Raw genomic sequence first — 18,926 nt, forward strand, 5'->3', positions numbered from 1 at the left:
CTGCACATGTTTTGCGGCGTTTGAGACACGCGACATGGCCACCCGGCCAGCGACACGCCGTAAAACCAGCGATTATATCCAACTTCCCTTTCCATGCCTACCATTCGCTCAAGCCTGGACGGCGATCTCGCCGCCATCACCTCCATTTACCGCCACCACGTGCTGCACGGCACGGGCACGTTCGAGACCGATCCCCCTGCCGAATCGGACATGGCCACGCGCCGCGCGGACGTGCTGGCCAAGGGCCTGCCCTATCTGGTCGCCGTGGACGAACAGGGCCAGGTGCTGGGCTTTGCCTACGCCAACTGGTTCAAGCCGCGCCCGGCCTATCGCTTCTCCGCCGAGGATTCCATCTACGTGCATGACGCAGCGCGCGGCCAGGGCGTGGGCCGACTGCTGCTCGATGCGCTGTCGCGCGAATGCGAGGCGGCCGGCGTGCGCAAGCTGCTGGCGGTGATCGGTGACTCGGCCAATGCCGGCTCCATCGGCGTGCACCGCGCCGCGGGCTTCACCCCGGCGGGCACGCTGAGCTCCATGGGATGGAAGTTTGGCCGCTGGCTGGACATCGTTCTCATGGAGAAGACCCTGGGAGACGGCAACCGCAGTTCGCCCGAATAATGGGTGCATGAACCGACCCAGCACGCCTTTGCCTCAGCCCGCTCAAGCACAGCAGGGGGCTGCGCGCTCCAAAAGCAAGACCCTGACGACCTGGCTGGCCTTCGTCGGCGGGCCGCTGGGGCTGCACCGCTTCTACCTGCATGGCTTCGGCGACTGGCTGGGCTGGCTGCTGCCCGTGCCCACGGCGCTGGGCGTGTATGGCATCGAGCGCGTCCAGCAACTGGGGCAGGACGACCAGCTCAGCTGGCTGCTGATTCCGCTGCTGGGCTTCACCATCGCCGGCTGCGCGCTGCGCGCCATCCTCTACGGGCTGACCGACACCGAAGCCTGGAACCGGCGCCACAACCCCGGCATTGACGTGCAGGCGCAGGCCGGGCGCACGGGCTGGTCCACCATCTTTGCCATTGCGCTGTCCCTGATGCTGGGCGCCGCCGTGCTCATGGCCAGCATTGCCTACAGCTTCCAGCACTACTTCGAGCACCAGGTGGAGGAAGCGCGCAAGATTTCGCAGTGAAGACTTCTCAGTGAAGTTTTCACCATGCAGATTTCGCCGTGGTACGCCAGCGCGTGACTCCCCCAAAAAAGAAAGACCGCCATCGGCGGTCTTTCTTTTTGAAGGCACTTGCCTTGGCTCAGTACAGCTGGAGACTGATCCAGTAGGCAATGGAAGCCACGAAGGCGCTGGCAGGGATCGTCAGCACCCAGGCCCAGACGATGTTGCCCGCCACGCCCCAGCGCACGGCGCTGGCACGCTGGGTGGAGCCCACGCCGACGATGGCACCCGTGATGGTGTGCGTGGTCGAGACCGGCACGCCCAGGAAGGTCGCGAAGAACAGCGTCAGCGCGCCGCCGCTTTCGGCGCAAAAGCCTCCCACGGGCTTGAGCTTGGTGATCTTCTGGCCCATGGTCTTGACGATGCGCCATCCGCCGAACATGGTGCCCAGGCCGATGGCCAGGTAGCAGCTGACGATGGTCCACAGCGGCGGCTCCGCGTCGCCGGCATTGGCATAGCCGGTGGCGATCAGCAGCAGCCAGATGATGCCGATGGTCTTTTGCGCATCATTGCCGCCGTGGCCCAGGCTGTAGGCGCCGGCGGAGACCAGCTGCAGCCGGCGGAACCAGCGGTCCACCCGGTTGGGAGCGGCGCGGCGGCAGATCCAGGCCACCAGCACCATCATCAGCGAGCCCAGCAGGTAGCCCAGCAGCGGCGAGACGAAGATGAAGGCCACGGTCTTCCAGATGCCGCTGGCGATCAGTGCGCCCGCGCCGGCCTTGGCGATCACGGCGCCCACGATGCCGCCGATCAGCGCATGCGAGGAGCTGCTGGGGATGCCGTAGTGCCAGGTGATCACGTTCCAGGCAATGGCACCGACCAGGGCGCCGAAGACCACGTGCGTGTCCACGATGCCGGGCTGGACGATTCCCTTGCCCACGGTGGCCGCCACGCTGAGGTGAAAGACAAAGACCGCCACCACGTTGAAGAAGGCCGCGAAGGCCACGGCCTGCGTGGGCTTGAGCACGCCCGTGGAGACCACGGTGGCGATCGAGTTGGCAGCATCGTGGAAGCCGTTCATGAAGTCGAACAGCAAGGCCAGCACCACCAGCAGGATCACGACCCACAGGGCCGCTTGTACGGATTCCATAACGAAACGACTCCGCGAGGGCTCAGGAATTCTCGAGGACGATGCCCTCGATCAGGTTGGCCACGTCCTCGCAGCGGTCGGTCACCGTCTCCAGCAGCTCGTAGATGGCCTTGAGCTTGATGACTTCGCGCACATCGGGCTCTTCGCGGAACAGCTTGCTCATGGCCGAGCGCATCACGCGGTCGGCGTCCGATTCGAGGCGGTCGATTTCCTCGCAGGTCTTCATCGCCGCGTCCACCACCGATGGATCGGAGATGCGCGACAGCAGCTTGACCGCATCGCGCAGCCGCTCGCAGCAGCGTACGCACAGGTCGGTCAGGCGCGTGATCTCATCCGTCATGTGGCGCACGTCATACAGCGCCATGGTCTCGGCCGAGTCCTGGATCAGGTCGGCCACGTCGTCCATGGTGTTGATCAGCGAGTGGATCTGCTCGCGGTCCAGCGGCGTGATGAAGGTCTTGTGCAGCGCCTTGGTGACGTCATGCGTCACGCGGTCGGCGGCACGCTCGGCGTTGTTCACGTCCTCGTTGTACTTCTCGCGAAGATGAGGATCGTTGTAGTTGGCGACAAGCTGCGAGAAGGCATGCGCGGCATCGACGATGCGGTCGGCATGCTGGTTGAACATCTCGAAGAAATTGCCTTCGCGTGGCAATAGTTTGCCAAAAAGCATGAATGCTCCTTACCGGGAAAAGTGGGAACCAGGCGACTCACTGCGTCACATTGCGGATGCTTGGCATGGCTTCCCGGCTTGAACGGGGCGAAGTGTACTCTTGAGTCCCAAGCGCGTTTTTGCGCGCCGGCGCGCCGCCTTGTCAGCCGCTGCGAAAAATAAAATACACCGCGCCCACCATGCACAGGCCGGCCCAGAGGAAGTCCCATTTGAGGGGCTGGTTCAGGTAGAGCACGGCAAAAGGCGCGAACACCGACAGCGTGATCACCTCCTGGATGATCTTGAGCTGCGCCACGCTGAACTGCGTGTGGCCTATGCGGTTGGCGGGCACCTGCAGCAGGTACTCGAACAGCGCAATGCCCCAGCTGACAAGGGCTGCCACGTACCAGGGCGACGAGGCGTGGTTCTTCAGGTGCCCATACCAGGCAAACGTCATGAAGACATTGCTCATGGCCAGCAGGACCACGGTCTGCAGCCCGACGGGGATGTGTTGGAGCCAGTTCATGTGAGGTGCGCCCGGGTGCTGGAAGGCCTGAATTATCGCGCCCGCAGCGCCAGAAGCCGGTTTTTCGATTGCTTTCCAAAAATTGCTTTTTTGCGCGAATTTTCTTGAAAAACCTGCTTCATCGCACAGATACGCAACATCCCGCATCGATGGGCATTCGATGAATCTTCATCAAATCGTCATATTTTTGCCATATCCCGTCGATGGCACGGGACATTCCAGCAACCTGTGCGCAGGCGGCTGCCCCGGAGTTCACTCGCCCAGGTAGGCGGCCCGCACGCGCGGATCGCTGAGCAGGGTCTGGCCGGGCCCGGTCATGGTGATCAGGCCGGACTCCATCACATAGCCGCGATCGGCCAGCGCCAGCGCACGACTGGCGTTCTGCTCGACCAGCACCAGCGTCACGCCCAGCGCATGCACATCGCGCACCACCTCGAAGATCTTGTCCACCATGATGGGCGACAGGCCCATGGAGGGCTCGTCCAGCAGCAGCACCTTGGGCTGGCTCATCAGCGCGCGCGCCATGGCCAGCATCTGCTGCTCGCCGCCCGACATGGTGCCGGCCAGCTGGTCGCGGCGCTCCTTCAGGCGCGGGAAGATGCCGAACATGCGCTCGATGTCGGCGGCAATGCCGGCCTTGTCGTTGCGCGTGTAGGCGCCCATGAGCAGGTTCTCGGTGATGGTCATGCGCGCGAACACGCCGCGCCCCTCCGGCACCATGACCAGGCCCTGGGCCACCAGATCCCAGGCGCCCACGTTGCGGATGCTGCGGCCCAGGTAGTGCACGTCGCCATCCGCCATCTGCAGGCTGCGCGTGACGGCCTTCATGGTCGTGGTCTTGCCCGCACCGTTGGAGCCGATCAGCGAGACCAGCTCGCCCTGGCGGACCTCGAAGTCCACGCCCTTGACGGCCTGAATGCCGCCATAGGCCACCTTCAGTCCATGGACCTTCAACAGCACCGGCGCGGACACGCCCTTGTCTTGCACTTGCTCACCCATGGTTCAGTGTCCTCCGGTGCCCAGATAGGCTTCGATCACCTTGTCGTTCTTCTGCACCTCGGCCGGCGTGCCTTCGGCGATGGGCTTGCCATAGTCCAGCACGGTGACGCGATCGCACAGGCCCATGACCAGTTTCACGTCGTGCTCGATCAGCAAGATGGTGCGCTGGTCCCGGCGGATGCGGTCAATCAGCTCGCGCAGCTGCACCTTCTCGGTGGCGTTCATGCCGGCGGCAGGCTCGTCCAGCGCGATCAGTTGCGGGTCGGTGGCCAGCGCCCGCGCGATCTCCAGGCGGCGCTGGTCGCCGTAGCTCAGCGTGCGGGCCTTGAAGTCGGCGTATTTGGAAATCCCCACGTAGTCCAGCAGTTCGCGGGCCCGCGCGCGTATCGCGGCTTCCTCGGCCTTGAAGCCGGGCGTGCGGAACACCGCGCCGATCAGGCCCGAATGCGTGCGCACATGGCGCCCGACCATCACGTTCTCCAGCGCCGTCATCTCGGCAAACAGCCGGATGTTCTGGAAGGTGCGCGCAATGCCGGCCTTGGCCACCTTGTGCACGGCCGATGGCTCGTAGGCCTTGCCGGCCAGCTCGAAGCTGCCGCTGTCGGGCGTGTACAGGCCCGTGATCACGTTGAAGAAAGTGGTCTTGCCCGCGCCGTTGGGACCGATCAGGCCGTAGACCTGGCCCCGGCCAATGGTCATGCCCACATCGGACAGGGCCTGCAGTCCGCCAAAGCGCTTGGAAATGCCCGAAACCCTGAGCACCGGGGAGGTGGAGCCGTTGTCTGCCGTGTTCGCCATCTGCGTTGTCTCCATGCTCAGGACTGGTGCGGCAGGTTCTTGCCATGCTCGGGCGACGGCCACAGGCCGCGCGGACGCATCAGCATGATGACGATCATGGCCAGCGCGATCAGCAACTGGCGCAGGATGGAGGCGTCAAGCCGCCCGTCGGTCATCTGCTGCAAGGGACCGGCCACATAGCGCAGCACCTCGGGCAGGGCCGACAGCAGCACCGCACCCAGGATCACGCCCGGCAGATGGCCCAGGCCGCCGAGCACCACCATGGCCACGATCATGATGGACTCCATGAGGCTGAACGACTCGGGCGAGACGAAGCCCTGGAAGGCCGCGAACATGGCGCCCGAGACACCACCGAAGGAAGCGCCCATGCCGAAGGCCAGCAGCTTCATGTTGCGCGTGTTGATGCCCATGGCCTTGGCGGCGATCTCGTCCTCGCGGATGGCCATCCAGGCGCGGCCGATGCGCGAGTCCTGCAGGCGCCAGCAGATCACGATGCTGACGAGCACCAGGAAGAGGAACAGGTAGTAGTACAGCGTGACCGAGCTGATGTCATAGCCGAAGATCTCCTGGCGCTTGGCCAGGTCCAGGCCCAGAATCTTCACCGAGTCGATCTGGCCTATGCCCTTGGGGCCGTTGGTGATGTTGACCGGCTGGTCCAGGTTGTTCATGAAGATGCGGATGATCTCGCCGAAGCCCAGCGTGACGATGGCCAGGTAGTCCCCGCGCAGCTTGAGCACCGGGATGCCCAGCAGTATTCCCGTGATGCCCGCCAGCAGCGCCGCCAGCGGTATCACCAGCCAGATGGAGGTATGCAGCCCGTCAGGGAACATGGCGGCAAAGCCCTCGAAGGTCTCCGCCAGATGCGGCGAGGCCATCAGCGCGAACATGTAGGCGCCCACGGCGTAGAACGCCACGTAGCCCAGGTCCAGCAGGCCTGCATAGCCCACCACCACGTTCAGGCCCAGTGCCAGCAGCACATAGAGCAGGGCCAGGTCGGCGATGCGCACCCAGGCATTGCCGAAGTACTGAAGCACCAGCGGCAGCACCATCAGCGCCAGGCCGCCCAGAATCCATTGCACGGTCTTCTTGCTGTTCATGCGGGTCTCCTCAGGCGCGGTCGGCCACACGCTCACCCAGCAGGCCCGAGGGGCGCAGCGTCAGGATGATGATGAGCACGATGAAGGCGAAGATGTCGGTGTAGTGGCTGCCCAATACGCCGCCCGTGAGGTCGCCGATGTAGCCCGAGCCTATGGACTCGATCAGCCCCAGCAGCATGGCGCCGACCACGGCGCCAGCCAGGTTGCCGATGCCGCCGAACACGGCCGCCGTGAAGGCCTTGAGCCCCGGCAGAAAGCCCATGGTGTGGTGGGCCGTGCCGTAGTTGGAGGCATACATGATGCCTGCGATGGCCGCCAGCACGGCGCCGATGATGAAGGTGGCCGAGATCACCACGTCGGGCTTGACGCCCATCAAGGCCGCCACGCGCGGATTCTCGGCCGTGGCCCGCATGGCGCGCCCGAGCTTGGTGTAGTTGACCAGATAGGTCAGCGATGCCAGCGCGATCGCCGTGACCACCAGCACCAGGATCTGGGTGGGCGTGATCACCGCCGTGCCGATCTCGAAGGGCGTGCTCGGCAGCAGCGTGGGATAGGCCTTGTAGTTGGGCTTCCAGATGATCATGGCCAGCGTCTGCAGCAGCAGCGAGACGCCGATGGCCGTGATCAGCGGCGCCAGGCGCGGGCTGCTGCGCAGGCGGCGGTAGGCCACTTTCTCGATCACGAAATTCAGTGCCGCGGCCACCACGCAGGCGATCACGGTCGCCAGCAGCAGGATCAGCCAGCCCGGCGCACCGGGCATGGCCTCCTGCATCAGGCCTATGCAGCTCCAGCTGGTCAGCGCGCCGACCATGAGCACCTCGCCATGGGCGAAGTTGATGAGCTGGATGATGCCGTACACCATGGTGTAGCCCAGGGCGATCAGGGCGTACATGCTGCCCAGGACCAATCCGTTGATGACCTGCTGAAGCAGTATGTCCATATGCGCTCTCCCCTTTAGTCCAGGATGGAGACATTCAGCGTGCCTCGCATCCAAACGAACGGAGCCAGCAATGCCATGGTGGTGGAAGCTCTCCCGCCGCATCCTGGCTTGTGGCCCGGAAACCGCAGGGGATTGGCGATTCTAGGCACCCCCCGGTGGCCTGCAACGCCTTGTTGCAGGGGGGTTTCCCGAGGCTTTACAAGCCACGTGCTCTTATGTAGCACTGCAGCAATTTGCCGTAGCCAGCATGAACTCCTACCATCAACGGCAGTGCCGCCAGCCCGCGGTGGCCACGGAGAACCCCGATGAAATACCACGGCAGCTGCCACTGCGGCGGCATCGCTTTCGATGTGGAAGGCGAACTCACGCAGGCCATGGCCTGCAACTGCTCCATCTGCGCGCGCAAGGGCGCCCTCATGTGGTTCGTTCCCCGCGAACAGCTGCAGCTGCAGACGCCCGATGAACAGATGCGGACCTACACCTTCAACCGGCACCTGATCCAGCACCGCTTCTGCCCGACCTGCGGCATCCATCCGTTCGGCGAGGCCATCGATCCCCAGGGCCGGCACATGGCGGCCGTCAACGTGCGCTGCCTGGAAGGCGTGGACCCCGAGGCGCTGCGCATCACGCGCTACGACGGGCGATCGGCCTGAGGCTGGCCGCAGGCCCGCAGCGCTTGTTCCTCCACATCGCGCAGGCGGTCCTTGCCGAAGTAGATCTCGTCGCCAACAAAAAAGGTGGGCGATCCGAAAGCGCCACGGTGGAAGGCCTGCTCGGTATTTGCCAGCAGCCGGGCCTTGACTTCGGGCGTCTGGCTTGCGGCGATCAGGGCTGGGGCGTCCAGGCCCGCCCCGGACAGCTCGGTGCCGATCACCTGGGCATCGTCCATCTTGCAGCCCTTCTCCCACATGCTGGAGAACACCGCATCCACATAACGCTCGAAGCAGCCCAGGCCCTGTGCCGCCACGGCCCCGCGCATGATCTGCAGGGTGTTGACGGGAAAGTGCGGATTCATCCGGAAGCGCGTGAGCCCATGCCTTTGCACGAAACGCTGCAGTTCCAGCGCCTCATAGGCGCGCTTGTTGGGAATGTCGGCATTCGCCTCGGCCGGTGAGCGGTTGTTGGCCAGCTTGAACAGGCCGCCCAGCAGGACCGGCACATAGTCGAAGCGGATGCCGCTGCGCGCCTCGATTGCGGGGATGACCTGGTGGCAGAGATAGGCGTTGGGGCTGCCGAAGTCGAAGAGGAATTGCACGTTGGGGTTCATGGCACGGCCTGCATCAAATGGGATGGAACATCGAAGCGAAGGGGCTGAGGGGGCTGAAGGGACGCAAATGGCTGAAGGGCCTACCAGGGCTCCATCCAGGGGCGGATTTCGGTTTCATGCGTCCAGGCATCGCGCGGCTGCTGGTGCAGTTGCCAGTAGAGGTCGGCGATGTGGTCAGGATTGAGGATGCCGTCCTGCTGCTTGAGGGCATAGCGCTCGGGAAAGTTGGTCCGGATGAACTCCGTGTCGATGGCGCCGTCGATCACGGGATGGGCCACATGGATGCCCTTGGGCCAGAGCTCGCGCGCCATGCTCTGGGCCAGCGCACGCAGGCCGTGCTTGGCGCCGGCAAACGCCGCAAAGCCCTCGCGCCCGCGCAGGCTGGCGGTGGCGCCCGTGAAGATGATGGTGCCCCGGCCGCGCGGCAGCATCACCCTGGCCGCCTCCCGCCCCATCAGGAAGCCGGCGAAGCAGGCCATCTCCCAGACCTTGAAGTAGACGCGCGCCGTGGTCTCGGTGATGCCGAAGCGCACGTTGGCGCCGATGTTGAAGACGGCGACCTCGATGGGTGCGATCTCGGCCTCGATCTTCTGCACCAGGGCCACCATTTCCTCTTCCTTGCGCGCGTCGCTGCCGAAACCATGGGCCTGGCCACCGGCGGCGCGGATCTGTTCGACCAGGGGCTGGAGCTTGTCCGCGTCGCGGCGCGTGACGCAGGCGATATAGCCTTCGCGCGCAAAACGCCGGGCGATGGCACCGCCCGTGGCGTCGCCAGCGCCGATCACGAGAATGGCTTTCTTGTCGGTCATGGGATCTCCGTGGATGATTGGTCAGTTCATTTTTTGAACCCAATGCACGGTAGGTTTAAAATCAGAACCCGTCAAGCGGGGAACTGCCCAATGAAATGGAACGAACTGGAAGAGGAGCGCTGCTCCATCGCACGCACGGTCTCGGTCATCGGCGACCGCTGGACACTGCTGGTGCTGCGCGACTGCTTTCTGGGAGTGCGCCGTTTTGATGAATTCCTGGGGCGCCTGGGCATTTCACGCCCCATGCTGTCGGACAGGCTGGCCAGGCTGGTCGAGGCAGGCGTGCTCAAGAAGGTGGCCTACCAGGAGGCGCCGGTACGGCACGAGTACCGCCTCACGCCCAAGGGGCTGGACCTGCATCCCGTGGTCATGGCCATCGTGCACTGGGGCGATGTACACATGTCCGGCGAGGAAGGCCGGCCCTTGCTGCACCGGCATACGGTGTGCGGCCACACGTTCGACCCCCTGGTCGTCTGCTCGGAGTGCCACGCCCCCCTGCACGCGCGGGACGTGGCGGTGGAGCCCGGCCCGGGCGCCTAGCCCCGGCACCGGCCTGCCCTCACCGGCTTCGGCTATGCGCCGCCAGCCTCTTCGTCCCACTTGCGCAGCACGGCCAGCTTCTCGCCGATCTTGATCTCCAGGCCCCGCGGCACGGGCTGGTACCAGCCCGGCTCCGCAATGCCTTCGGGCAGATAGGTCTCGCCGGCCGCGTAGGCGTTGGGCTCATCGTGCGCGTAGCGGTATTCATGGCCGTAGCCCAGCTCCTTCATGAGCTTGGTGGGCGCGTTGCGCAGGTGCACGGGCACCTCGCGGCTCCTGTCCTGCTTCACGAAGGCCCGGGCCTTGTTGTAGGCGTTGTAGCCGGCGTTGCTCTTGGCGGCCATGGCCAGGTAGATGACGGCCTGGCCCAGCGCCAGCTCGCCCTCGGGGCTGCCCAGGCGCTCATAGGTCAGGGCTGCGTCGTTGGCGATCTGCATGGCGCGCGGGTCGGCCAGGCCGATATCCTCCCAGGCCATGCGCACGATGCGCCGCGACAGGTAGCGCGCATCGGCGCCGCCATCGAGCATGCGCGTGAGCCAGTACAGCGCCGCATCGGGATGGGAGCCGCGCACGGACTTGTGCAGGGCCGAGATCTGGTCGTAGAAGTTGTCGCCGCCCTTGTCGAAGCGCCTGGCATTCAAGGTCAGCGCGTTCTGCACGAACTCGGCATCGATCCGCGTGACGCCCGCAGCGCCGGCCGCCGTCTGGCATTGCTCCAGCAGGTTCAGGAACCGCCGGGCATCGCCATCGGCATAGCCGACGATGGTGTCCCGCGCCAGGTCGTCGAACTCCAGGCCGCCCAGGGCCTTTTCCTGCGCCCGCAGCAGCAGTTGCCTGAGTTCATCGTCGGTCAGGGACTGCAGCACATAGACCTGCGCGCGTGACAGCAGGGCAGAGTTCACCTCGAAGGAAGGGTTCTCCGTGGTGGCGCCGATGAAGGTGACCAGCCCGCTTTCCGCATAGGGCAGCAGCGCATCCTGCTGGGACTTGTTGAAGCGGTGGATCTCGTCCACGAAGAGGATGGTGTGCCGGCCCATGGCCAGGTTCTGCTGCGCCTGCTCCATGGCCGCGCGGATGTCCTTGACCCCGGAGAACACCGCAGACAGCGCAATGAACTCGCACTTGAAGGCCGTGGCCGTGAGCCGGGCCAGCGTGGTCTTGCCCACGCCGGGCGGCCCCCAGAAGATCATGGAATGCGGCTTGCCTGACTGGAAGGCCAGGCGCAGCGGCTTGCCCTCGCCCAGCAGATGGGACTGGCCCACGACCTCGTCCAGGGTCTTGGGCCGCAGGGCTTCGGCCAGTGGTGCGGAGGGCTCCTGGGTGAACAGATCAGCCATGGGCCAGCTCCGTCGCAGGCAGCGCCGCGCAGAAGGCGTTCGGCAGCCCATGTGCCGGATTCACTGCCGAGGGGAACAGATGCAGTTGCAAAACCATGACGCCATTGTCCACGCCATGGCGGCAGCGGGTGCGCCAGCCCCTGATGCCTGTACCTGGCTGCGGGGGATGGAGCCATGGATCGCCAGCCGGGAGCCTGGCCATCGCCTGCAGGCATGTCACTCACATGACATGAATGGTTTGCATGCATCTCATCAAGAGCAATCACTGACATTTTTCACCCGCTTCGGGCCACCGCCCTAAAATGCTGCCCTTTGCGGAGCCGGCCGCGCGGCATGCGCGGCCATCGGGCCTGCGCCATTGCTGCCCCATCGCTCCGCGCCTCCCACCGTTTCCGGAACTGCCTGCCATGCGGCAAGGCGGGACCTTTTCATTTCTGCATCCATGCAAACACTCAAGACCCGGGACCTTATCGCCCTAGGCTTCATGACCTTTGCGCTGTTCCTCGGCGCGGGCAACATCATCTTTCCGCCCATGGTCGGCCAGGGCGCCGGCGAGCACGCGGCCGCGGCGGCCACGGGCTTTCTGCTCACGGGCGTGGGCCTGCCGTTGCTCACCGTGGTGGCGCTGGCACGCGTGGGCGGCGGGCTCGATGCACTGACCTCGCCCGTGGGCCGCAAGGCCGGCATGGTGCTGGGCCTGCTGATCTATCTCATCCTCGGCCCGCTGTTTGCCACGCCGCGCACGGCCACCGTGTCGTTCGAGATGGGCTTTGCGCCCTTCGTGGGCCACAGCAGCACTGCGCTGTTCATCTACTCGGCGGTGTACTTTGTGCTGGTCATGGGCCTGTCCCTGTTCCCCGGCAAGCTGATCGACACCATCGGCAAGCTGATCACGCCCGTGCTGATCCTGGCCCTGGTGGTGCTGGGTGCCGCCGCCGTGCTGCTGCCGGCCGGTGCCGCCACCAGCGCCAGCGGCGACTACCTGGTCGCGCCCCTGACCGAAGGGTTTCTGGAGGGTTACCAGACCATGGACGCGCTGGGCGCCCTGGCCTTCGGCATCGTCATCGTCAACGCCATCCGGGACCGGGGCATCTCCCACACCGGGCTGCAGACGCGCTACGCCATCATCGCGGGCGTGATCGCGGCCGTGGGCCTGGGCCTGGTGTACCTGTCGCTGATCCATCTGGGCGCCACCAGCCAGTCCATCGCCCCGCAGGCGCAGACCGGCGTGCTCATCCTCACGCGCTATGTGGATCACACCTTCGGCCCCATCGGCAGCCTGCTGCTGGCCGTGGTGATTTCCCTGGCCTGCCTGACCACGGCCGTGGGCCTGGTCAGCGCCTGTGGCGCCTACTTCAGCGAGATGCTGCGCCTGCCCTACCGCGCGGTGGTGGTGGCCATTGGGCTGGCGTGCATCCTGGTGTCCAACCAGGGCCTGGCCCAGTTGATCGCCCTGTCCGGCCCCGTGCTGGTGGGCATTTATCCGCTGGCCATCGCCCTGGTGGTGTTGAGCCTGCTGTCAGGCCTGTGGCGCAATGCGCAGCGCGTGTTCGCGCCGGTGCTGGCCGTGGCGCTGGTGTTCGGTCTTGTCGATGCCGCCAAGGCGGCCGGCTGGCAGGACTGGCTGCCGGCCTTCCTGAACAGCCTGCCGGGCAACGGCATGGGCTGGGCCCTGCCCGTGGCAGCCACCCTGGTGCTGGCAGCGCTCCACGACCGGCTGCGCCCGGCCCCGGCCACCGCGTTCAGGCCGTCCTGAAACGCGCCATGAGTTCCACCAGCTGATGGGCCTGCTTGCGCAGGCTCTCGGCGGCCGAACTGGTCTGCTCCACCAGCGCGGCGTTCTGCTGGGTCCCCTCCTCGATGCGGACGATGGCGCTGTTGACGTGGCTCACGCCCGCGCTCTGTTCGCCGCTGGAGTGGCTGATGGCGCCGATCATGCGCGAGACCTTGGCAATCACCTCCTGCACCGAGGCCATGGTCGCACCCGCGCTGTCCACCTCCTCGGCCCCCAGGGCCACACGCTGGGCGTTGGCCTGGATCAGGTCACGGATTTCCCGCGCCGCGCCCGAGCTGCGCTGGGCCAGCGTGCGGACCTCGGCGGCGACCACGGCAAAGCCCCGGCCCTGTTCGCCGGCCCGTGCGGCCTCCACGGCCGCATTGAGCGCAAGAATATTGGTCTGGAACGCGATGCCGTCGATCACCTCGATGATGCTGACCACGCGCTCGGACGCATCCTGGATGCTGCGCATGGTGCCCACGACGGCCGAGATGGCATCACCACCGCGCGTGGCGATGTCGCTGGCCGTGGAGGCCAGGACGTTGGCCTTCTCCGCGTGGTCCGCATTGCCGCGCACGGTGGAGTCGAGCTGGTCCATGGACGAAGCCGTCATCTGCAGGGCCGATGCCTGCTGCTCGGTGCGCTGGGCCAGGTCGCTGTTGCCGGCCGCGATCTGCGAGCTGGCGGATGCCACCTGCTCCGCATTGCCGCGCACTTCCACGACGATGCTGCGCAGCTGTTCCTGCATGGCGCCCAGCGCCCGCAGCAGCTGGCCCAGTTCGTCTGGCCCGCCGCTCGCTATGGCATTGGTCAGATGGCCCTGGGCCACCTTCTCGGCCAGCTGGACCGCGCTGCGCAGCGGTGCCACCACGGCACGGGTGATGAGCCAGCCAATGGCCACGCCGGCCACGGCCGCCACCAGCATCAGCACCAGGCTCAGCTCCGTGGCGTGCTTGCCGCTGCTGTAGGCATCGTCGGCCACCGCCTTGCTCTGCGCCGCTATGCCGGCCTTGAGCTGGGAAAGCAGCTCGGCCGGCTCGCGGTCCACGCCGCGCACGGCCATATCGCCCACGGAGGGGTCGAAGCCCGTGGCCTCGAATTTGTCCAGCCCCACGCGGTAGCCCTCGGCCATCTTGCGGTGCTGCGCCACAAAGCCCTGGGCGATCTCGCGCAGGGAGGCATCGTCCACCAGGGCCAGCAAGGCCGCGGTCTTGTCCTGCACGGCGCGCTCATCGGCCAGAAAGCCCTTCCAGTGCTGCTCGCGCAGCGCGTTGTCCGAGCCGCGCAGCAGCACGTTCTTCCATTCCTGGACCTGGGTTTTGAAGTGGCCTTCCACCTCGGCGGCGAGGCGTTCCGCCGCCATGTGGCGCTGGACATCGCCGTGAAAGACGCCTAGGGATCGATGGGCCGACCAGAGTCCGAAGAATCCGGCAGCGAGGGTGAATAGCAGCGCCATGGCAATGGCGAGCGGCAACTTGCGACTGAGGTTCATAAAGGCATGCGAGAGCCGGCCAGCATGTCCTCGGAGGGACGTCGAAACAATCGCTGGCCGCAGGCCGCCATTGTCTCGACGATATTAGGCAAAACCATTACAAAACCTCACAAACTGCGCACCGCAGCCTGTGACCGGCCTGAAAGGTTGCCCCGCGCGGCAGCGCGGCTTACTGCTTGAGCACGTCGGCGCCCGCTGGCACCTTGAACTCGAAAGTCGAGGCTGGCAAGGACGCCTGGGTCTGCAGCTGGCTGAAGCGGATCAGCGAACGCTGGCCAAAGCTGTCGAGGATGTCCAGCGCCGAAAGCTGGCCATCGGCCGCAAAGCCCACGCGCACGCTCTTGAGCTGGCCGTTCTTGTCCTTGGGGCTGGCCTGGACCCATTGCAGGCCATCCTGCTCGGGCGCGGATTGCAGATCGAAGTCGGCGCTCAACGCCTTGAGATCGTTGGCCGACGCCAGGATGGCGGCCGGCGTGCTGCCCAGGGCCTGGGCCTGGGGGCGCTGCGTGACCTGGTTGAGGTCGGCGTCATAGAGCCACAGCGTCTTGCCGTCGGCGACGATGGTCTGCTCGAACGGCTTGGTGTAGACGAACCTGAACTTGCCGGGACGCTGGAATTCGAACTGGCCGCTGGAGTTCTTGGTGCGCGGCGGCTGGCCATCCTTGGACGGGGCCGTGACGGCCTGGGTGAATTCGGCGCGGCCGGCCTGGGAATTCTTCATGAAGGCTTCCAGGCTTTTGAGGCCATCGGCCCACGAGGCCGTCGCGCTTGCCGCGATCACAACTGCAGTCAACAGACGTTTCATTCTTTCTCCATGATTGCGGGGAAGCGGGCTCATTCCCCGGCGCGCGCGGGCACCAGCACTTCGCGCTGCCCGCTGGCCGTGAGACCGCTGACGAGGCCCGCCTTTTCCATATCTTCCAGCAGGCGCGCCGAGCGGTTGTAACCAATCCTGAGCTTGCGCTGCACATACGAGATGCTGGCCTTGCGGTCCTTGAGGACCACTTCCACGGCCTGGTCGTACATGGGGTCCTTCTCGCCATTGCCGCCGTCGCCGGACTCCGAGCCGAACTCGCTGTCGCCCTCGGCCGTGCCGCCTTCGAGCACGCCTTCGATGTAGTCGGCCTCGCCCTGCTCCTTGAGGTAGCCCACCACGCGGTGCACTTCCTCGTCCGACACGAAGGCGCCGTGCACGCGCACGGGCAGGCCCGTGCCGCTGGCCATGTAGAGCATGTCGCCCATGCCCAGCAGGGATTCGGCGCCCATCTGGTCAAGCACGGTGCGGCTGTCGATCTTGCTGCTGACCTGGAAGGCGATGCGTGTGGGGATGTTGGCCTTGATCAGGCCGGTGATCACGTCCACGCTGGGGCGCTGGGTGGCCAGGATCAGGTGGATGCCGGCCGCGCGGGCCTTCTGGGCCAGGCGCGCGATCAGCTCCTCGATCTTCTTGCCGACCACCATCATCAGGTCGGCCAGCTCGTCGATGACGATGACGATGTGCGGCAGGCGCTGCAGCGGCTCGGGCTCCTCGGGCGTGAGGCTGAAGGGGTTGGGAATGGATTCCTCGCGCGCCTTGGCCTCGTCGATCTTGGCGTTGTAGCCCGCCAGATTGCGCACGCCCAGCTTGCTCATGAGCTTGTAGCGGCGCTCCATCTCGGCCACGCACCAGTTCAGGCCATTGGCAGCCTGCTTCATGTCGGTGACCACGGGGCACAGCAGGTGAGGAATGCCTTCGTAGACCGACATTTCCAGCATCTTGGGGTCGATCATCAGCAGGCGCACATCGCGGGCCTCGGCCTTGTACAGCAGCGACAGGATCATGGCGTTGATCCCCACCGACTTGCCTGAACCCGTGGTGCCGGCCACCAGCACGTGCGGCATCTTGGCCAGATCGGCCACGACCGGATTGCCCACGATGTCCTTGCCCAGGCCCATGGTCAGCATGCTCTTGGCGTCGTGGTAGACCTGCGAGCCCAGCACCTCGGACAGGCGGATGGACTGGCGCTTGGCATTGGGCAGCTCCAGCGCCATGAAATTCTTGCCGGGAATCGTCTCGATCACGCGGATGGACACCAGGGACAGCGAGCGCGCCAGATCCTTGGCCAGGTTCACGATCTGCGAGCCCTTGACGCCCGTGGCCGGCTCGATCTCGTAGCGCGTGATCACGGGGCCGGGCATGGCTGCGACCACATGCACATCGACACCAAAGTCCTTGAGGCGCTTTTCGATCAGCCGGCTGGTCATCTCCAGCGTTTCGGGCGACACGCTTTCCTGGCGCTGCTGCGCCGCATCGAGCAGATCCACCTGGGGCAGCTTGCTGTCGGGCAGTTCGGAGAACAGGGGCTTCTGGCGCTCCTTGACCACGCGCACGCTGGGCACCGCAGCCTCCTGGAGCACGGGTTCGATGATCTGCACGGGCTGCGGGTGCTGCACGGCGCTTTCCGTGCGCTCTTCCTGCACCACTTCCTCGCGCTCGCGCGCAGCGCGGCGGCCTGCGGCTTCGTCCCGGGCCTTTTCACGGCGCGCAAAAAGAAAGAGCACCCAGCCGTCCAGGCGTGCGCCCATGGATTCGGCCAGATGACCCCAGGAAAAGCGGAACACCATGGCCAGGCCGATCACGGCCACGCAGATGCCGATCAGGCCCGAGCCCATGAAGCCCAGCCACTGCAGGCTGTGGTACCCCAGCATGTAACCGAAGACGCCGCCGGCCGGGCCGGGCAGCACGCTCTCGAAGCGGTACAGGCGCGTCCACTCCAGTGCGCAGCTCGCACCCAGCAGCAGCAGCAGCCCGCCCCAAAAGCGCAGGCGCCGGCGCCACAGGGGCGGCAGTGGCACACCGTCGCGCGGCACGCCGCCGCGCAGCCAGCGCGCAAAGGAAGACAGCCAGGTCTGCAGCGAGGCCAGCACCAGCCACCAGACCGACATGCCGAAACCGAAATAGCAGGCGTCGGCCAGCCAGGCTCCGACGCGGCCCATCCAGTTGGCGACCAGGCGCGCGTGTCCCGCCCCGGAGGTGGACCACGCTGGATCCTGGGGAGAGTAGCTGAGCATGGAGGCAAGCCAGAACACCAGGGCCAGCAGCCCCGCCAGCAGCAGCATTTCGTGGCCGAAGCGCGCCACCATGCCGGGGCGCGCCGCAGACCTGGATTTGCCCTTGGCGGATGTGGAAGCGTTCAGAGCGTTCAATGAGTAAGTCATACGCAGGCGGGAGCTTACCCCAGCCCCCTCGGACTGGCCGCAAAAACAGCCAGGGCGACCCGCAAGCGTAATGCAAGCACTTGCAACAGAGCATGACACCGCCGCATGACGGCGCCACGTCGATCATTTTTGACAATCCGGGCCATTGATCCATATGGCAACGGGAACCTGACTGCGGAGCGATACTCCACTGCTGTTCCCGATGTATCTTTTTTTCTGCACGCCGACTGCCGGCGTGCGCCTTTTTCAAGAACTGCATCCATGTCTTCTACCCAACACGCCAAAGTCCTGATCCTCGGCTCCGGCCCTGCCGGCTACACGGCCGCCATCTATGCCGCGCGCGCCAACCTCAACCCGCTGCTGGTGACCGGCATGGCCCAGGGCGGCCAGCTGATGACGACGACCGAGGTGGACAACTGGCCTGCAGACGTGAACGGCGTGCAGGGCCCCGAGCTGATGCAGCGTTTTCTGGAGCACGCAGAGCGCTTCAAGACCCAGGTGGTGTTCGACCACATCCACAGCGTCGATTTCTCCAAGCGCCCCTTCACGCTGACCGGCGACTCCGGCACCTATACCTGCGACAGCCTGATCATCGCCACCGGCGCCTCGGCCAAGTACCTGGGCCTGCCCTCCGAAGAGGCCTTCATGGGCCGCGGCGTCTCCGGCTGCGCCACCTGCGACGGTTTCTTCTACCGTGAGCAGCCCGTGTGCGTGGTCGGCGGCGGCAACACGGCCGTCGAGGAAGCCCTGTACCTGTCCAACATCGCCAGCAAGGTCACCCTGGTGCACCGCCGCGACAAGTTCAAGGCCGAGCCCATCCTCGTGGACAAGCTCATGGACAAGGTCCGGGCCGGCAAGATCGAGCTCAAGACCCACTTCGTGCTCGAAGAGGTGCTGGGCGACCAGTCCGGCGTGACCGGCATCCGCATCAAGAGCACCCAGGACGGCCACGCCGAGGACATCCAGCTGCAGGGCTGCTTCATCGCCATCGGCCATGCGCCCAACACCGAGATCTTCAAGGGCCACCTGGAGATGGACGAGACCGGCTACATCATCACCCAGGGCGGCCTCAAGGGCTTTGCCACGCAGACCAGCGTGCCCGGCGTGTTCGCAGCCGGCGACGTGCAGGACCATGTCTACCGCCAGGCCATCACCAGCGCCGGCACGGGCTGCATGGCCGCGCTGGACGCCCAGCGCTTCCTCGAACAGGAATAAGCAGGACGCCACCCCGCCCGC

General features: G+C 65.7%; 19 protein-coding genes. 6 read left to right on the plus strand and 13 right to left on the minus strand.

Annotation, left to right across the window (positions count from 1 at the left end; translation table 11 throughout):
* Positions 1 to 93: 93 nt before the first annotated feature.
* Together A4F85_RS25225 and A4F85_RS25230 are read left to right on the plus strand one after the other, a co-directional pair.
* Positions 94 to 618 (plus strand): GNAT family N-acetyltransferase, encoded by a 525-nt coding sequence (locus tag A4F85_RS25225; RefSeq protein ID WP_013800927.1) that lies wholly within the window; start codon positions 94 to 96, stop codon positions 616 to 618.
* Positions 619 to 625: 7 nt separating this feature from the next.
* A complete protein-coding gene (locus tag A4F85_RS25230) occupies positions 626 to 1,132 on the plus strand; it encodes an NINE protein (protein ID WP_012207145.1) in 507 nt (168 codons plus the stop codon).
* A gap of 118 nt (positions 1,133 to 1,250) precedes the next feature.
* On the opposite strand, the gene A4F85_RS25235 is transcribed toward A4F85_RS25230, so the two are convergent.
* The 7 genes from A4F85_RS25235 to A4F85_RS25265 all read right to left on the minus strand — a co-directional run bounded on the left by A4F85_RS25235 (position 1,251) and on the right by A4F85_RS25265 (position 7,270).
* Positions 1,251 to 2,261: an inorganic phosphate transporter gene (locus A4F85_RS25235; RefSeq protein WP_012207146.1), complete on the minus strand. Its 1,011-nt coding sequence runs from the start codon at positions 2,259 to 2,261 to the stop codon at positions 1,251 to 1,253.
* A 22-nt stretch (positions 2,262 to 2,283) separates the two neighbouring features.
* The gene (locus A4F85_RS25240; protein ID WP_013800926.1) at positions 2,284 to 2,931 is read right to left on the minus strand and encodes a DUF47 domain-containing protein; all 648 of its coding nucleotides are present in this window, start codon (positions 2,929 to 2,931) and stop codon (positions 2,284 to 2,286) included.
* Positions 2,932 to 3,073: 142 nt separating this feature from the next.
* The gene (locus A4F85_RS25245) at positions 3,074 to 3,436 is read right to left on the minus strand and encodes a DMT family protein (RefSeq protein ID WP_012207148.1); all 363 of its coding nucleotides are present in this window, start codon (positions 3,434 to 3,436) and stop codon (positions 3,074 to 3,076) included.
* 252 nt (positions 3,437 to 3,688) lie between these two features.
* On the minus strand, positions 3,689 to 4,435 hold the full coding sequence (locus tag A4F85_RS25250) for an ABC transporter ATP-binding protein (protein WP_096913852.1): 747 nt from the start codon (positions 4,433 to 4,435) through the stop codon (positions 3,689 to 3,691).
* A gap of 3 nt (positions 4,436 to 4,438) precedes the next feature.
* Positions 4,439 to 5,233 (minus strand): ABC transporter ATP-binding protein, encoded by a 795-nt coding sequence (locus A4F85_RS25255; RefSeq protein WP_012207150.1) that lies wholly within the window; start codon positions 5,231 to 5,233, stop codon positions 4,439 to 4,441.
* Positions 5,234 to 5,250: 17 nt separating this feature from the next.
* Positions 5,251 to 6,330, minus strand: a complete 1,080-nt coding sequence (locus tag A4F85_RS25260) for an ABC transporter permease subunit (RefSeq protein WP_013800924.1) — start codon at positions 6,328 to 6,330, stop codon at positions 5,251 to 5,253.
* Between the two features lie 10 nt (positions 6,331 to 6,340).
* Positions 6,341 to 7,270 (minus strand): branched-chain amino acid ABC transporter permease, encoded by a 930-nt coding sequence (locus A4F85_RS25265; protein ID WP_012207152.1) that lies wholly within the window; start codon positions 7,268 to 7,270, stop codon positions 6,341 to 6,343.
* A 305-nt stretch (positions 7,271 to 7,575) separates the two neighbouring features.
* Between A4F85_RS25265 and A4F85_RS25270 the strand changes: the two genes are divergently transcribed.
* Positions 7,576 to 7,923 (plus strand): GFA family protein, encoded by a 348-nt coding sequence (locus A4F85_RS25270; protein ID WP_013800923.1) that lies wholly within the window; start codon positions 7,576 to 7,578, stop codon positions 7,921 to 7,923.
* On the opposite strand, the gene A4F85_RS25275 is transcribed toward A4F85_RS25270, so the two are convergent.
* Both A4F85_RS25275 and A4F85_RS25280 read right to left on the minus strand, forming a co-directional pair.
* The gene (locus tag A4F85_RS25275) at positions 7,902 to 8,537 is read right to left on the minus strand and encodes a 2-hydroxychromene-2-carboxylate isomerase (protein ID WP_063328175.1); all 636 of its coding nucleotides are present in this window, start codon (positions 8,535 to 8,537) and stop codon (positions 7,902 to 7,904) included. The genes A4F85_RS25270 and A4F85_RS25275 overlap by 22 nt on opposite strands.
* An 80-nt stretch (positions 8,538 to 8,617) precedes the next feature.
* Complete coding sequence (locus A4F85_RS25280) at positions 8,618 to 9,346, minus strand: SDR family oxidoreductase (RefSeq protein WP_063328176.1); 729 nt, start codon at positions 9,344 to 9,346, stop codon at positions 8,618 to 8,620.
* 90 nt (positions 9,347 to 9,436) lie between these two features.
* On the opposite strand from A4F85_RS25280, the gene A4F85_RS25285 reads away from it, so the two are divergent.
* Positions 9,437 to 9,886: a winged helix-turn-helix transcriptional regulator gene (locus A4F85_RS25285; RefSeq protein WP_043825062.1), complete on the plus strand. Its 450-nt coding sequence runs from the start codon at positions 9,437 to 9,439 to the stop codon at positions 9,884 to 9,886.
* Positions 9,887 to 9,918: 32 nt separating this feature from the next.
* On the opposite strand, the gene A4F85_RS25290 is transcribed toward A4F85_RS25285, so the two are convergent.
* Positions 9,919 to 11,223 (minus strand): replication-associated recombination protein A, encoded by a 1,305-nt coding sequence (locus tag A4F85_RS25290; protein ID WP_012207157.1) that lies wholly within the window; start codon positions 11,221 to 11,223, stop codon positions 9,919 to 9,921.
* 442 nt (positions 11,224 to 11,665) lie between these two features.
* On the opposite strand from A4F85_RS25290, the gene brnQ reads away from it, so the two are divergent.
* Positions 11,666 to 12,979 carry a branched-chain amino acid transport system II carrier protein gene (gene brnQ / locus A4F85_RS25300; protein ID WP_013800919.1) on the plus strand — a complete coding sequence of 438 codons (1,314 nt, stop codon included), beginning with the start codon at positions 11,666 to 11,668 and terminating at the stop codon, positions 12,977 to 12,979.
* Here brnQ and A4F85_RS25305 read toward each other — a convergent pair.
* The 3 genes from A4F85_RS25305 to A4F85_RS25315 form a co-directional block, all read right to left on the minus strand.
* Positions 12,966 to 14,492 (minus strand): methyl-accepting chemotaxis protein, encoded by a 1,527-nt coding sequence (locus A4F85_RS25305; protein ID WP_063328178.1) that lies wholly within the window; start codon positions 14,490 to 14,492, stop codon positions 12,966 to 12,968. The two genes, brnQ and A4F85_RS25305, sit on opposite strands and share 14 nt — an antisense overlap.
* A gap of 169 nt (positions 14,493 to 14,661) precedes the next feature.
* Positions 14,662 to 15,297, minus strand: coding sequence for an outer membrane lipoprotein chaperone LolA (gene lolA, locus A4F85_RS25310; protein ID WP_013800917.1), 636 nt, complete (start codon positions 15,295 to 15,297; stop codon positions 14,662 to 14,664).
* Positions 15,298 to 15,326: 29 nt separating this feature from the next.
* A complete protein-coding gene (locus A4F85_RS25315) occupies positions 15,327 to 17,690 on the minus strand; it encodes a DNA translocase FtsK (protein ID WP_063328179.1) in 2,364 nt (787 codons plus the stop codon).
* Between the two features lie 261 nt (positions 17,691 to 17,951).
* On the opposite strand from A4F85_RS25315, the gene trxB reads away from it, so the two are divergent.
* Positions 17,952 to 18,905 (plus strand): thioredoxin-disulfide reductase, encoded by a 954-nt coding sequence (gene trxB / locus A4F85_RS25320; protein WP_034396780.1) that lies wholly within the window; start codon positions 17,952 to 17,954, stop codon positions 18,903 to 18,905.
* The last annotated feature ends 21 nt before the right edge of the window (positions 18,906 to 18,926 follow it).

It is taken from the genome of Delftia sp. GW456-R20, assembly GCF_001622915.1.
GTDB lineage: Bacteria > Pseudomonadota > Gammaproteobacteria > Burkholderiales > Burkholderiaceae_C > Comamonas > Comamonas acidovorans.